At 67.9% G+C, this 15,393-nt stretch carries 10 protein-coding genes; 4 read left to right on the top strand and 6 right to left on the bottom strand.

What is annotated here, in order from left to right:
* The first annotated feature begins 27 nt into the window (after positions 1–27).
* Positions 28–3,522, top strand: coding sequence for a M12 family metallo-peptidase (locus ALI144C_RS13490; RefSeq protein WP_083753000.1), 3,495 nt, complete (start codon positions 28–30; stop codon positions 3,520–3,522).
* A 75-nt stretch (positions 3,523–3,597) separates the two neighbouring features.
* Positions 3,598–7,107 carry a M12 family metallo-peptidase gene (locus tag ALI144C_RS13485; RefSeq protein ID WP_202818936.1) on the top strand — a complete coding sequence of 1,170 codons (3,510 nt, stop codon included), beginning with the start codon at positions 3,598–3,600 and terminating at the stop codon, positions 7,105–7,107.
* Positions 7,108–7,941: 834 nt separating this feature from the next.
* On the opposite strand, the gene ALI144C_RS13480 is transcribed toward ALI144C_RS13485, so the two are convergent.
* Positions 7,942–8,781: an alpha/beta fold hydrolase gene (locus tag ALI144C_RS13480; protein WP_076987432.1), complete on the bottom strand. Its 840-nt coding sequence runs from the start codon at positions 8,779–8,781 to the stop codon at positions 7,942–7,944.
* A 63-nt stretch (positions 8,782–8,844) separates the two neighbouring features.
* Between ALI144C_RS13480 and ALI144C_RS13475 the strand changes: the two genes are divergently transcribed.
* Both ALI144C_RS13475 and ALI144C_RS13470 read left to right on the top strand, forming a co-directional pair.
* Positions 8,845–11,805 carry a BTAD domain-containing putative transcriptional regulator gene (locus tag ALI144C_RS13475; protein ID WP_076987431.1) on the top strand — a complete coding sequence of 987 codons (2,961 nt, stop codon included), beginning with the start codon at positions 8,845–8,847 and terminating at the stop codon, positions 11,803–11,805.
* Positions 11,806–11,837: 32 nt separating this feature from the next.
* Entirely contained in the window at positions 11,838–12,062 is a 225-nt protein-coding gene (locus ALI144C_RS13470; RefSeq protein ID WP_076987430.1) for a hypothetical protein, read from the top strand.
* Between the two features lie 12 nt (positions 12,063–12,074).
* Here ALI144C_RS13470 and pqqB read toward each other — a convergent pair whose 3' ends face one another.
* The 5 genes from pqqB to pqqA all read right to left on the bottom strand — a co-directional run bounded on the left by pqqB (position 12,075) and on the right by pqqA (position 15,205).
* Positions 12,075–12,950 (bottom strand): pyrroloquinoline quinone biosynthesis protein PqqB, encoded by an 876-nt coding sequence (pqqB, locus tag ALI144C_RS13465; RefSeq protein WP_076987429.1) that lies wholly within the window; start codon positions 12,948–12,950, stop codon positions 12,075–12,077.
* Positions 12,950–14,044 carry a pyrroloquinoline quinone biosynthesis protein PqqE gene (gene pqqE / locus ALI144C_RS13460; RefSeq protein ID WP_076987428.1) on the bottom strand — a complete coding sequence of 365 codons (1,095 nt, stop codon included), beginning with the start codon at positions 14,042–14,044 and terminating at the stop codon, positions 12,950–12,952. Before pqqE ends, pqqB begins: the two co-directional genes overlap by 1 nt.
* Positions 14,035–14,307: a pyrroloquinoline quinone biosynthesis peptide chaperone PqqD gene (gene pqqD / locus ALI144C_RS13455; RefSeq protein WP_076987427.1), complete on the bottom strand. Its 273-nt coding sequence runs from the start codon at positions 14,305–14,307 to the stop codon at positions 14,035–14,037. Before pqqD ends, pqqE begins: the two co-directional genes overlap by 10 nt.
* Positions 14,308–14,312: 5 nt before the next feature.
* A complete protein-coding gene (gene pqqC / locus ALI144C_RS13450; RefSeq protein ID WP_237774131.1) occupies positions 14,313–14,993 on the bottom strand; it encodes a pyrroloquinoline-quinone synthase PqqC in 681 nt (226 codons plus the stop codon).
* A 113-nt stretch (positions 14,994–15,106) separates the two neighbouring features.
* Entirely contained in the window at positions 15,107–15,205 is a 99-nt protein-coding gene (pqqA, locus tag ALI144C_RS13445; protein ID WP_042195101.1) for a pyrroloquinoline quinone precursor peptide PqqA, read from the bottom strand.
* Between the last annotated feature and the right edge of the window lie 188 nt (positions 15,206–15,393).

Here is a 15,393-nt window from a genome sequence, read left to right as displayed (position 1 = left end):
AGTCTGACCGCTCTGGCGATCGCCGGGATGGCGGTCGCGCTGATGCCGGTGCTGAGCACCACGGCACCTGCCGCGCCGAGCAACCCGTGGACCAAAGCGAGCAACGGTACAGCGAGCAATGGAACAGCGGCACGGTCAGCCAAGCAGGCTGACATTCGAACGGACAGGTTCGCCGGGTTCACCCTTGACCGGGCGCTCATGCAAGGCGAGCTGGCGAAGGCTTCGCGGGCGGCGGGCGCCGGGGCCAAGGAGGTGCTGCTGCCCACCCCGGAAGGCGCCTTCCAGCGGTTCACGCTCGAGGACGCGCCGGTGATGGAGGAGGGGCTCGCGGCGGCGCACCCGGAGATCAAGACCTACGCGGGCCGTGGCGTCGACGACCCGACAGCATCGGTGCGCGCGGACCTGACGCCGCTCGGCTTCCACGCCTCGGTCCGGTCGGAGGCCGGTTCGTGGTTCGTCGACCCCTACTACCACCGGGATCAGAGCCTCTACGCCAGCTACTACGGCCATGACGTGCAGAACCCGAGTGGGCCGCTGCAGGAGAAGGGCATCCAGGGCGTCGCCAAGGAAGTCAAGGCCGCGATCGACAAGAACCCGCTGGTCAAGCTGCGGACGTACCGTCTCGCGTTGATCACGGACCCGACGTACGCCACTTACTTCGGTGCGGCGAACGTGACCGCGGCGAAGGTCACGCTGATGAACCGGGTCGCGCAGATCTACGAGGACGAGACCGCGATCCGGCTGCTGCTGATCAACGACACCGACAAGACCAACCTGAACACCCCGGCACTGGCGTCCGAGCCGAACGGGCCATGCGGCTCGGCGCCCTGCTACACGCCGAAGGAGCTCGAAACGTGTGACATCCCGACGCTGTACGCCACGGGTGTTGCGCTCGGCCAGCTCGTCGGTGCCGACAAGTACGACATCGGCCACATCGGTCTCGGCCGCAACGGCGGCGGTATCGCCGGTCTCGGCGTCGTCGGTGGTCTGGAGAAGGCGGTCGGCTGCACCGGTCTGCCGACCCCGGTCGGCGATTTCTACGCCGTCGACTACGTGGCGCACGAGATGGGGCACCAGTTCGGCGGCAACCACACGTTCAACGGCACCGAGTGGAACTGCTCGACCGGCAACCGCGAACCGTCCACTTCGGTCGAACCGGGCGGCGGGTCGTCGATCATGGCGTACGCGGGCATCTGCCAGCAGGACAACCTGCAGTCGCACAGCGACCCGTACTGGTCGCACCAGAGCTACACCGAGATCACGTCGTACACCACGGCGGACTTGCCCGCAATTAACGAACAGCAGGACGTCTCGCTGCGCGGGTTCGGCGGTTCCGACTCGTTCGTCCTGTCCTACAAGGGGAAGGCCTCCGAGCCGGTCGTCCGCGGAGTGAACTACACACCTGAGGGTGTCAAGGCGGCCGTCGAGTCGATCACCGGTGCGACGGTGACCGTAGCCGGGTTCGGCAACCACCCCGACTACCGGCCGATCCCGTTCGGCGACACGGGTTTCCAAGTCACCTTCGGCGGTTCGCTCGCCGGGGTGAACGTGGACTCGCTGGGCATCGACGTGACCGGTGGGTCCGGGTACGCCGGTGAGTCGATCAAGGGCGGCCCGGTCGACAACAAGGGCTTCAAGGTCCAGAACACCCGCAACCACGCGCCTGTGGTGAAGACCCCGGCGTCCTACACGATCCCGGTGCGCACGCCGTTCGAGCTGACCGGCAGCGCGAAGGACCAGGACGGCGACGCCGTCACCTACATGTGGGAGCAGAACGACCGCGGCAAGGCCGACGGCACCGCGCTGGTGAACAACGTCAAGAAGGACGGCGCACTGTTCCGGCAGTTCGGCACCGCGGCGATCGTGACCGACGCGGACGCGCTGAAGTACTACTCGCCGGGGCAGAACGCGGTGAACCGCAACCCGTCGCGGGTGTTCCCGGACATGGCGCAGATCCTGGCGAACAACACCAACGCCAAGACCGGCACGTGCCCACCGGCGCCGCCGAAGCCGCCGTCGGGCGGCAAGACGAACGTGCCGCCGGAGCTGATCGACTGCTACTCCGAGTTCCTGCCGACGGCCGACTGGACCGGTTTCAAGGACGACCGGACCATGCACTTCCGGCTCACCGCACGCGACGCGCGGCACGGTGGTGGCGGGATCGGCTTCGCCGACACCGCGGTGAAGCTCGCGCCGAACGCGGGTCCGTTCCTGGTGACGTCGCAGGGTGCGGCGGCCGCGCTGAACGGCGGCTCCAAGCAGACGATCACGTGGGACGTCGCCGGTACGAACGCGGCGCCGGTCAACGCCAAGAACGTGAAGATCTCGCTGTCCACCGACGGCGGCAAGACCTTCCCGCACGTGATCGCGCGCAGCACCGCCAACGACGGCAGCGAACAGCTGAAGCTGCCGAACGTGTCCACGACCAAGGCGCGGATCAAGATCGAGGCGGTCGGGAACGTCTTCTTCGACGTCAGCGACGCCGACTTCACCATCCACGCCGCGCCGAACGTGACCAGCCCGCAGAACATCGCTGTCCAGTACAGCGACGCCCTCGCACCGGTCACGATCACAGCGGATGACGCGGACAGCGCCGGTGCGGCGTTGAACGCGACCGTCACCGGACTGCCCGATGGTCTCTCGCTGGCGCAGGGGACCACGGCAGACAACAAGCGGACGTGGACGATCTCCGGTACGGCGAAAGCCAAACCGGGCGAGTACCCGGTGACGTTCGCGGTCACCGACGACACCGGCGGCGAAGGCACCCTCACGGTGCCGGTCACGGTGAAGCCGGAGGACGCCGAAGTCACCTACACCGGCGATTCGTTGGTGTACGGCGATTCCGTGCTGTTCCGCGCGACTGTGCGGGACAACACCGACACCACGCCTGGCGACATCAAGACGGCGAACGTGACGTTCTCCGCCGGTGGCAAGGCTTTGTGCACCGCGCCGGTCAGCCTGCTCGGGACGGGCGCGTCCGACGGCTCGGGTGGCTGCATCGGCAAGCTGCCGCACGGCGTCACGTCGGTCACGGCCACCGCAGGCGGGAACTACGCGGCCACGGCGGCGGCATCGGTTGAGACACAGGCTTCGCAGAAGCGGACCGTGCTCGCTGCCGGTGTGCTGAACGCGACGAAGTCGGCGGGTGCGTACAAGGCCGACAACGGCACCCCGGTGAACATCTCGGCCCTGATCGTGCACAACAACGCGAAGACGACCGGCCTGAGCACCTTGCGGTTCTCCTCGGGTGGACGGCAGTTCCTCGCGTTCGGCAACAACGTCGAGTCCTTCGGGGCGAAGACGTCGGGCTCGGTGGACCTGCGTGCCAAGGTCCTGCTCAGCGAGGTGACCAGCGGCCAGGCGATGTTCGTCGCGGCCAACGTCGAACTGCGGGTGACGCAGACCGGCCGCAACGTGGCGGTGACCCTCCTACAGGGCGAAAAGCTGTTGTTCTCGTCCGAGTGGACGGGCGCGAAAACCAAGGAAATCCCGCTGACGACTGGCGGATTCCTGATCGCGTGACCATTTCCTCGTGAGTGGTTGCCGGTGTTCTGACACTGGCAACCACTCACGAGCTTTTTCCAGGGAGAACTCACTTTGGCGAGATCCTCATTACCCACGCGCGGCCGGAGTGTGGCCGCGCTCGCGATCGCGGGCATGTCACTGGTGTTGCTGCCGGTGTTCGGCGTGACCGCACCTGCTGCGGCGGAGAACCCGTGGACCAAGGTCGACGGCGACCAGGGTGCGGCGAGATCGGCCAGACAGGCCGATGTGAGAACGGACAGATTCGCCGGGTTCACGTTGGACCGCGAGGCGATCCAGTCCGACCTGTCGCTCGCACCACGCGGGGCCACGCAGGGCAAGGAAGTCCTGCTGCCGACGCCGGACGGCAAGTTCGAGCGGTTCGCGCTGGTCGACGCGCCTGTGATGGAGGACAAGCTCGCCGCGGCCCACCCGGAGATCAAGACATACTCCGGCAAGGGAATCGACGACCCGACCGCGACCGTTCGCGCTGACCTGACACCACTGGGGTTCCACGCTTCGGTGCGATCACAGCGCGGTCAGTGGTACGTCGACCCGTACTTCCACGGTGACTACGCCCGTCCGGAGAGCCTCTACGCCAGCTACTACGGCCACGACCTGCGCAACGACGCCGGGCCGCTGGTGGAGAACGAGGAGATCGAGCAGGTCCTGCAGGACGCCCTGCCCGCGGACGCCGGTCCCATCGTCAAGCTGCGGACCTACCGCCTCGCCCTGGTCACGGATCCCTCGTACGCCACCTACTTCGGTGCGGCGAACGTGACCGCGGCGAAGGTCACCCTGATCAACCGGGTCGCGCAGATCTACGAGGACGAGACCGCGATCCGACTGGTCCTGGTGAACGACACCGACAAGACCAACCTGAACACCGCCGCCGACGCGACCGGAGCAAACGGCCCGTGTGGCGCGGCGCCGTGCTTCACCACGTCCCAGCTCGCCAGTTGCAGCAGCACCCTGTTGAACCGCAACCAGATCGTGCTCGGCCAGTTGGTCGGCGCGGGAAACTACGACGTCGGGCACATCGGCCTCGGTGTCAACGGCGGCGGCATCGCCGGTCTCGGCGTGGTCGGCGGTGCCGGCAAGGCACGCGGTTGCACGGGCTTGCCGACCCCGGTCGGTGACTTCTTCGCGGTGGATTACGTGGCACACGAGATCGGCCACCAGTTCGCGGGCAACCACACGTTCAACGGCGTGCAGGGCTCCTGCTCCGGCGGCAACCGCAGCGGCGCCAATTCCGTCGAGCCGGGCAGTGGCTCGTCGATCATGGCCTACGCCGGTATCTGCGGCACGGACAACCTGCAGCCGCACAGCGACCCGTACTGGTCGCAGCGCAGCTACACCGAGATTTCCGCGTTCACGTCGACGCCGCGGGCGCCGATCAACGAGGTGCAGAACATCGGTCTGCGCGACTTCGACGGCACGGACTCGTTCACCTTGTCCCACAACGGTCAGGCGTCGGCGCCGATCGTACGGGGAACCAACTACACGGCCGCCGGGATCAAGGCGGCGGTCGAGGGCATCCAGGGCTGGCCCGAGGGCGCGACGGTGGCCGTGACAGGCTTCGGCGCGGGTGTGTTGAACGACACGGGCTTCCAGGTGACGTTCCAGGGCGGACCGGTGGCGGCTGTCGACGTGCCGTCGTTCGGCTTCGCCGGAACCGGGACGACGGCCGTGGTCGGTGAGACCGTCGACGGTGGCCCGCAGGAGAACACCGGCTTCAAGGTCGAGGACACCACCAACCACGCCCCGGTCGTGACCGCGGCTTCGCAGTACACGATCCCGCTGCGCACGCCGTTCTCGCTGACTGGCAGCGCGACGGACGCCGACGGCGACAAGATCACGTACCTGTGGGAGCAGAACGACCGGGGTGGCAGCACAGGCACGGGCCTGGTGAACAACGTCAAGAAGGACGGCCCGCTGTTCCGCCAGTTCGGCACCGCGGCGATCGTGACCGCCGAGGACACGCTGAAGTACTACTCGCCGGGGCAGAACGCGGTGAACGACAACCCGACGCGCGTGTTCCCCGACCTGGCCCAGGTGGCGGCGAACAACACGAACGCCGAGTCCGGCGTGTGCCCGACGGCGCCGTCCGCGCCCGTCCCTGGCCCGATCGTGGACTGCTACTCGGAGTTCCTGCCCACGGCGGACTGGGTCGGTTTCGGCAACGACAGGACCCTGCACTTCCGGCTGACCGCACGTGACTACCGCGCAGGCGGCGGTGGCGTCGGCAGCGCGGACACCGCGCTGGTGCTGGCACCGAACACCGGCCCGTTCCTGGTGACCTCCCAGGCAGCGGCGGGAGTGGTCTACCCGGGTGGCTCGAAGCAGGAAGTCAAGTGGGATGTGGCGGGCACCAACGCCGCCCCGATCAACGCGTCCGAGGTGAAGATCTCGCTGTCGACAGACGGCGGCGTGACCTTCCCGCACGTATTGGCCGAGCGCACGGCCAACGATGGCAGCGAGACCCTGGCACTGCCGGACGTGGCGACGACGAAGGCCCGGATCAAGGTGGAAGCGGTCGGCAACGTCTTCTTCGACCTGAACAACGCGGACTTCACGATCCTGGCGTCGCCGAAGGTGACAACACCGGCCAACGCGACCGTGCAGTACAGCGACGCGGCCTCGTTCCCGGTAACCGCCACCGACCCGGACACCCCGGCCGAGGGCCTGCACGCGACCGCGTCCGGCCTCCCGGCGGGCCTCACCCTGACCCAGTCAGGACCCGGCGCGTGGACTGTCGCAGGTACAGCAACAGCCGCACCCGGCGACTACCCCGTCTCGGTGTCCGTGACGGACTCGACCGGCGTGGTGGGCAAGTCCTCGTTCACGGTCAAGGTCGCGCCGGAAGACGCGACGGTGACATACACCGGGGACTCCCTGGCGAACGGCGGAACCGTACAACTGCGGGCAACCGTGCAGGACAACACCGACAGCACCCCCGGTGACATCCTAAGTGGAACGGTGACGTTCACAGCGGGAGACCAAACACTCTGCACGGCCCCGCTGGCCCTGCTGGGCACAGGCCCAACGGACGCGTCCGGCACATGCACAGCGGAGTTGCCCACCGGAGTCCACGAGGTGACGGCTTCAGCCGGTGGCACCTACACGGGAAAAGCATCTGGGCGAGTTGAGGTCACCAACGCCCGCAACCGGGTGGTCATCGGCGACGGCTCAGTCCCGCTGACGAAGGCCTACGGCGCGGACAACGGATCCAGGGCCGACTTCACCATCGCAGCGGCCCACGTCGCCGGACACACGTCGGCAGCGAGCCTGGTGACGTTCACGTCAGCAGGAAAGACGTTCCAAATCCGCAGCACCAAACTCGACTCGTTCGGCGTGAACAACGGGGCCCTCGACCTACGCGGCCGAGCGGACCTCGTCGACGTAACGGACATCTGGCGCCCGAAGCCAGTGGCAACGGCCCTGACCATCCGGTTGACCGGCAAGGTCAAGGAAGGCCTGGCGATCACCCTGACCGACGGCTCGAAGCTGGTGTTCTCAACGGCATGGACAGGCGCGTCAACCGACGTGACCAAGCTGGCCAGGGGAACCCTGGTCATCATCTAGGAACCGGTGGTCCGCGCGTGCGGCGCGGACCAGGTGTGCAACGGCAGCCAGGCATGCAAGCGCGGCCCTGGTGTGCAACCGCAGCCCAGCCCTGGTCGGCGGGCGAGCGAGCGCAGAGCTTGCGGCCCTGTGCGCAAGCGCAGGGGTGGGCTTCGGGGGTGTCTCCTGCCCGTCGGCCTGGGCGAAGCCAACCACGGGCTGTCAAGAGGTCGGCCTGCACAAAGAAGCCCAGCGATAGCGGTACCGATCCTCTTGATAGTCCGTGGTTCCCTGGGGCAGGTCGACGGGCAGGAGGCGCCCTCGCCTCCACGAAACACACCAAGGTCTCGGCTGTGGGCAGGGAGAACACCGAAGGCACCTCCTGCCTTGAGGTCTGCCACCCGGCGAGGGGCCATCTTTCCCCCGCAGGATCCCGAGCATTGACCAGGAGTAAGGCGTGGTCACCCGACCCGGAATACTCGAGATTCCGGGTCTGAAAAGACGAAAGACGAAAGACGAAAGACGAAAGACGAAAGACGGGGTCCCTCGCCGGGTGGCAGACCTCTGAGCAGGAGATCTTCGCTCCGTGTTGCTCCCGGCGCATGCTTTTATGACCCGGGGTTGAGGGCGCGGGCGCCTCCTGCCCGTCGACCTGCCCAAGGGAACCACGGACTGTCAAGAGGTCCGTATCGCTATCGCCGGGCCCGCCAGAAACGTAGGCGGACCTCTGGACAGCCCGTGGTTGGCTTCGCCCAGGCCGACGGGCAGGAGACACCCCCGAAGCACCACTCTGCGCTGGCGCGCAAGCCGCACGAAGCCGGGTCACCCGCGAGCCGACCAGGGTTGCGAACACCTTCAGTCCAGCAGATCTCGCAAGGCCTTGATCACTTCGGCCGGAGCCTCCTCGGCCATGAAGTGACCCGAAGTGACAGTCGTGTAGGTCAACTGCGGTGCCCACCTCTCCCACCTGGCCCGGGGGTCGAACCCCAGCACACTGCCCCAGTCCTGGTGCACCACGCTGACCGGCATGGCGAACCGGCGACCCGCCTCGAAGTCCGCTGTGTCCTGTTCGACGTCAGCGGTCGCCGTGGCACGGAAGTCGGCGACGATCGAAGGAACGGCCGCGCGGGAAGCCCGCAGGTACGCTGCGCGGACATCCGGCGGGAAAGGCTGCTGGGACCAGGCGTCGAGGAAGTACCCGAAGAACTCGTCCGGCACGGCACCGATCATCTTCTCCGGCAGACCGACCGGCTGGGCCATCAGGTAGAGGTGAAAAGCCACCGAAGCGCTCACCCCGTGCAGCACGTCCCACGTGTCGTATGTGGACATCCCGTCGAGGATGCCGAGGTGGGTGATCTTGTCCGGGTGGTCGAGTCCCGCTCGGAACGCCACCAGGGCTCCACGGTCGTGTCCGGCCAGTGCGAACCGGGAGAACCCCAGCTTGCGGGCGAGTTCGACGATGTCAGCCGCCATCGTGCGCTTGTCGTAGCCGCTGTCCGGTTTGTCGCTGTCGCCGTAGCCTCGCAGGTCGGGGCAGATCACGGTGTGGTCGGCCGACAGGTCCGCTGCCACGTGCCGCCACATCAGGTGGGTCTGGGGGAAGCCGTGCAGGAGTATCACCGGGCTGCCGCTGCCCTGGATGGTGGTGTTCAGCGTCACACCGTCGGCCACTGGGATGCGTGAGTGGTTGTTCATGTCGTCACGGTGCGTGTCGCTGATCAGCAGCCAGTCAGCAGTGGCTCAGTACAGTGATCGGCGATGGGTTCCTCGGTGCGGATCGGCGTGCTGGGTCCGCTGGTCGCCGCGGACTCCGCTGGTCCGATCGACCTCAAAGGACCGCGTCACCGCGCTGTGCTCGCCCGCCTGCTGGTCGCGCGCGGCCGGGTTGTGCCGGTGGACATGCTCGTCGCGGATCTGTGGGACGACCCGCCGGACGGTGCTGTGGGTGCGATCCAGACCTTCGTGGCCGCGCTGCGCAGGGCGCTGGAACCGGACCGGCCGCCCCGGGCGCCCGCGACCCTGCTGCTCACCGAGGGACCGGGGTACAGGCTCAAGCTCGAACCGGACGCCGTCGATGCCTGGCGGTTCGAGGCCGCGCTGAACGGCTCGTTGGAGGCGTTGGACGAGACGCTCGGGTTGTGGCGTGGACCCGCGTACGCCGAGTTCGCCGACCAGCCGTGGGCACGGGCTGAGATCGCCCGGCTGGATGAGCTCCGGCTGCTCGCTGTCGAGCGGCGTGCCGAGGCGTTGTTGGGGCGCGGGCGTGCGGCTGAGGCTGTGCCCGACCTCCAGGCGCATGTGGATGGACATCCGCTGCGTGAGGAGGCCTGGCGGCTGCTTGCCCTGGCCCAGTACACCGCTGGACGCCAGGCGGACGCGTTGGAGTCCATGCGGCGGGCGCGGCGGTTGTTGTCCGATGAGCTCGGCGTCGACCCCGGCCCGGCGTTGCGCGAGCTGGAAGCCGACGTCCTCGCGCACGCCCCGCGGCTGACCCCGGCGCCAGCGGGCCCTGTGCTGGTCGGGCGGACTGAGGAGATGGCGCTGCTGGCCGACGCCGCACAGCGGGTGGCCACCACTCGTCGCCTCGGGCTGGCGTTGGTCAGCGGTGAAGCAGGCGCTGGGAAGACCGCGCTGGCCATGGCCTTGCGAGCCCGGCTGGAGTCGGTTGGCTGGACCTCGCGGTGGAGCGGCAATCCCGAGGATGCTCCGTCCGGCTGGACACACGTCCTGGAGCCGGTCGAAGTCGACCCGTCCGCCGACCCCGCCACGACACGGTTCCAGCTGCATCAGGCCGCACGGTCACAGCTCGCGTCACACGGGCGCCTGCTCGTGGTGCTCGACGACGTGCATTGGGCCGATGAGGAGACGTTGGCACTGCTCGCGGCCGTGGTCGCCGACCCGATCATGGCACCAGTGCTGATCGTGGCGACCTATCGGACAACAGACGCCCCGACCACCCTGTTGGGACGAGTGGCCCGCTCCGAACCGACCCGTGTCTACCTCGGCGGGCTTGGTGTCGCGGATGTGCCCGCCGTGGTGCGTGCCGCGGTCGGGCTGGATGTGGACGAACCGACCGCGGCGGTGATCCACCGGCGCAGCGGCGGGAATCCGTTCTTCGTGCGCGAGCTGGCACGCCTGCTCGCGGCGGGTGGCGATCTGTCCACGGTGCCGGATGGTGTCCGCGATGTCGTCCGGTACCGGCTTTCCCAGCTACCGGCCGACGCGCAGACGGCCCTCCGCACCGCGTCCGTCGTCGGCGAAACGTTCCCGCTCGACGTCGTCGGCACGTTGGACGTGGTCGAAATCGCTGTGCGGCAAGGTTTTCTCATCGAGACCGAGGCCGATCGGTTCCAGTTCTCCCACGCGCTCGTGCGGGACACGCTGTACCAGGACCTCTCGCAGTCACGACGGACACACCTGCACCGCGAGGTCGGCGAAGCGCTGGAACGGCTGTGTCCCGGCGAAACCGCCACATTGGCGCACCACTTCGCCCTGGCCTTCGACAGTCGCGCGGTCCGCTACGCACAAGCCGCTGCCGCTTCGGCCGAGCGGCGCTCAGCTTTCGGTGAGGCGGCCAGGTACTGGCGGATCGCCCTCAGGCAGGAGACTGACGTCCGGCAACGCCTGGAGCTGACCATGGGCCTGGTCCGTGCCCTGTCGTTCAGCGGCTCGCTCGGTGAATCACGGGTGTTGCGTGCGTCCGCGCTCGACCTGCTCGACTCGGTCGACGATCCGCTGCTGACCGCACGGGTGATCGCGTCCTTCGACGTACCGGCGATCTGGACCGCGCACGACGACCCGGCGCTGGCGGCAAGGGTCGTCGCCGTCACCGAACGCGTGCTGCCCGAGGTGGACACCGTCTGGCGAAGCCGACTGCTCGCCACGATCGCGATGGAGCTGCGCAGTTCAGGTGGAGCACGTGCGGTCCAAGCCGCGGGGGAAGCCGAAGCGATCGCGCGGGAGCTGGGCGAACCGCCCGTGCTGGCGTTCGCGCTCAACGCGCGGTTCATGCAGTCGTTCTCCCGTGCGGGAATGGCCGGGCAACGGGTGCGAATCGGCACGGAACTGGTGTCGCTGGCCTCGCGACACGGCCTGGTGACGTTCGAGGTTCTCGGACACCTGATCCTGATGCAGTCACACTCCGCACTCGCCGATTTCGCCGCCGCCGACGTGCACGTCGACCGGGCGACGCGGCTGGGTGTCGACTATCAGCTACCACTGGTTGACGTCTTCGCGCAGTGGTACCGGGCACTTCGGGCTTCGGTGGCGGGGCAGGACGCCACGGGGCTGTACCGCGCTGCGGCGGCTGCGCTCGCTGATGCGCAGATGCCGGGATTCGACCGAGGGCTGCCCGCGTTCGCTCTGCTGTGCCATGAGATCCACAATGGACTTCCCGTCGACCGGGACAGGGACTTCGGCGCGTTCACGCCGTGGTGCCGCCCATCGGGACAGATCCCGGACTCACCGAGGGACCAGCTCTACGAAGCGCGGACGTGCCTGCACGCCAAGGCGGCCATCGAGGCCAATGACGTCGGCACGATGCGACGGCTCTACGACGCGCTCCTGCCCGCGGCGGGTGAACTGGCTGGGGCGGGCAGTGGGATGCTTACTCTCGGGCCGGTCGCCCGTTACCTCGGCGACCTGGCACGCGGACTTGACCGGCCCAAGGTCGCGGACTCGCACTACGCACAGGCAGAGGCTGTCCTTCGCTGGGCGTGATTGGCGGAAGCCGTTTTGGGCTATGGACAAGCATGACCTCTGAGGCGGAGAACGCCACACCCGGGCACTTCGACAACCGGTCACCCTTCACGTGGCGTGCGACCACGACGGCCCTGGTGGCGCTGCCACTGGTGGTGGTGGGTGTCTCCCTCGTGATCAGCAGTGGCGCCGGAGTCGGGTGGCTGCTGCTGGGCATTGGAGTGGTCGCCGGACTGATATCCGCCTGGATCTTCCACCTCGCGCGGAAGTACCGCTAGCGGTCGTGAGCACTAGACATCGATGAGCGTCCCGTCGGGTGGGGCCTCGGCCCCGGCGGCGAGGACTTCCTTGTACTGCTCGGAGTCCGGGTCGAGGATCGGGTTGGTGTTGTTGAGGTGCGTGTAGATCCAGCGCTTTCCCGGGCGGCGGGCGATCCGGGCGAGGCTGCCGTCCGGGCCCGCGATCGGGATGTGGCCCATCGCGCGCTGGGCGCCGGAGCCGACCCCCGCGTCGGTCGCGCCGGACATCTCGTCCGGTGAGTAGAACGTGCCGTCCAGGATCACGCAGGTCGCGTCCGCTGTCAGCTCGTCGAAACCGTCCGGCCAGCTCTTCAGGCACGGCGCGTAGACCAGCGTGCCGCCTGCCGGATCGGAGATCTTGTACGCCACCACCCACGGTCCATCCACGGTGGACTGGGCGTACTTCGGCCGCTTGTCGCTGATCGGGAAGACCGTCACGGTCAGGCCGTCGACGGGGAAACTGCCGACGGCCTGCTGCCACTGCCACGCGCCATAACGGGAAACAATGCCCTGGAGCGGAAAATCCGTGCGCAAAGCCTGCAAGGCGGCCCCAGGAGCCCACACCCGCAGGCCCGCGCCCTCGCGGAGCATGGTCAGGCCGAGGGTGTGGTCGAGCTCCGCGTCGGTCAGCAGCGCGCCGCGCAGGGGAGTGTCCCGAGGACCGGGACCCGCGGTGAGTTCCGGCGTCGACAGGATCTGCGCGCGGATGTCCGGCGAGGCGTTGATCAGGTACCACCCTGTGCCGTCCGCGCTGAACGCCACGCAGTCCTGGGTACGGGCGGGCAGGTCGGCCGCACACATCCGGCAGGCGCAGTTCCACTGCGGGAACCCGCCGCCCGCGGCCGTTCCCAGCAGCAGGACCTTCACTAGACCACCTTGATCGTGTTCTTCCGCATCACGAGCTCCGGCGGCTCGGACGGGGTGCCTGCCAGGATCGTATCGATCAGCCCGCGGTCGGGTGACTTCGAGCACACCGGATCGGTCGCGCCCGCGTCCCCGGTCAGCAGGAACGCCTGGCACCGGCAGCCACCGAAGTCGATGCCCTTGCGCGCGCAGCCACGGCACGGATCGGGCATCCAGTCCTCGCCCCGGTAGGAGTTGAAAGCCTCCGAGTGGTACCAGATGTCCGCCAGCGTCCGGGAACGGACGTTGTCCAGCTTCAGCGTCGTGATCGACGAGGCAGCCGGGCACGGCAGGACGTCACCGTTCGGCGTCACCGTGAGCTGCCGCGAACCCCAGCCGTACATGCAGGGCTTGGGGTACGGCTCGTAGTAATCCGCTACCACGTAGACGATCTGCATCGTGTCACGCAGGCGTTCGGTGGCCGCGCGGACGATCGGCTCGGCTTCGGCCAGCTGTCGCGCGGTGGGCATCAGCGCCGACCGGTTGCGCAGGCCCCAGCCGTAGTACTGGGTGTTGGCCAGTTCCAGGCGGTCGGCGCCCATGTCCTCGGCGAGTGCGATCAGATCCGCCACCTGGTGGTGGTTCGCGCGGTGCAGGACGACGTTCACGGTCAACGGCATGTCGAGCTTCTTCACCGCCCTGGCCGCTGTGAGCTTGTGGTTGTGTGCTTTCACGCCCGCGATCCGGTTCGCCATCTCGGCGTCGGCGCCCTGCACCGACAGCTGGACGTGGGCGAGGCCGCGGTCGACCAGGTCGGCGAGCCGTTGCTCGGTCAGCCCGAGCCCGCTGGTCACCAGGTTCACATAACATCCGAGGTCTGCCGCTCTGCCGACGAGAACCGGCAAGTCGTTGCGGGCCAGCGGCTCACCGCCGGACATGTGCACCTGCAGCACGCCGAGTTCCCGCGCCTGCTCGATGACCGAGAGCCACTCGTCGGTGGACATCTCGTTGTCCCTGGTGACGAGTTCGATCGGGTTGGAGCAGTACGGGCAGTGCAGCGGGCAGCGGTGGGTCAGCTCGGCGAGCATGCCCAGCGGCGGCTGTGCGGTCACGTCCACTGCACGACCCGCCGTTCCGCCAGCCTGGTCAGCACGGCCTGGACATCCGCGACCCGCACTCCTTCGTACTTGTGGCCCAGTTCGGCCGTGATCTCGGCGACTGTCGCCGCGCCGTCGCACAGTTGGAGCACGGCCGCTGCGGTGTCGTTCGGCACGAGAACGCCTTCCGGGAACAGCAGGACGTGCGTCTCGCGGGTCTTGTCGTAGGTGAGTCGCACGCCTCGGCGCAGTCGCGGCGTGGAGTCCAGCTCGATCGTGGCCATCCGGCTCACTCCTTCTTCGCCGCTCGCTCGATGGCGTCCAACATGGACCACAGCACGTCGCACTTGAACGACAACGCGGCGATGGCTTTTTCCTGCTCGGCCAAGGTTGTGCAGTACTCGACCACGATGTCCACTGTGGCTTGCCCCTCGCCGGAGACCGCGTCGATCCGGTTGGTGAAGTAGGCGAGGTCCGCGCGGGCGATCCACGAGTAGTTCGACAGCATGTCGGTGACGCGCTGGCGCATCAGGTGGCCGGAGAACATCTCGGTCAGGCCGGACGCGATCGCTTCGATCCACGGCTTGGTCCGTGCGAAGGTCACGTAGGCGTCCACCGCGAACCGCACACCGGGTGCGACGTGCCGCTCGTCGAGAACCTCTTCCCTGGTCAGCCCGACGGCTTCGCACAGCCGCAGCCACCGCTCGTGGCCGCCTTCACCGTCGGCCGCGCCGTCGTGGTAGACGATCCTGGCCAGCCAGTCCCGGCGGATCCGCGGCACCGGGCAGTTGCTGATGATCGCCGCGTCCTTCTGCGGCAGGATGCTCTGGTAGTACCAGCGGTTGGCCGCCCACGTGCGCAACTCGAACTCCGACAGGCTGCCGTCGTGCAGCCTGCGGTGAAACGGGTGCGTTCCCCAGTACCGGTGGGACAGGCCGCGCAACGCGCCGACGAAGTCGTCGGCGGACATCGGTGAGTTCGAAGTGGACACTGGCGCAGACACTGGGAGTTCCTCCATGCAGGGGAGAGGAGTGGCGAGGGCCGCCGCTCGCAGGGGTCGGCCCTCGCGTCGCGAGACGGTGCTCAGTCCATCCGTGCCGCGTAGGCCGTGACCTCCATCGGCGTTTCGTACTCGACGAAGTCCGGAGTGGTCCAGACTTCGCGCTCCGTGTTTTCGATCATGTGTGCACTCCTCGGATCAGTGACGATCCGTCATGGATCGTCGGTCACTGGACCGGTGTCGAGCACTTCGAGCGTAGGAGCAGACTGGTCCGAAAGGCTAGTCCCCTAAGCGTTTTCCCCGGTGAACGGGCGCGGCGATCCCTGTGAACGGGAAACTTCCCACCTATCCTGTGACCGATTGTGACGAC

This window comes from Actinosynnema sp. ALI-1.44 (genome assembly GCF_001984155.1).
GTDB lineage: Bacteria > Actinomycetota > Actinomycetes > Mycobacteriales > Pseudonocardiaceae > Kibdelosporangium.
Note: the sequence above shows the minus strand (reverse complement) of the source record. Positions and strands in the feature narration are given on the sequence as shown.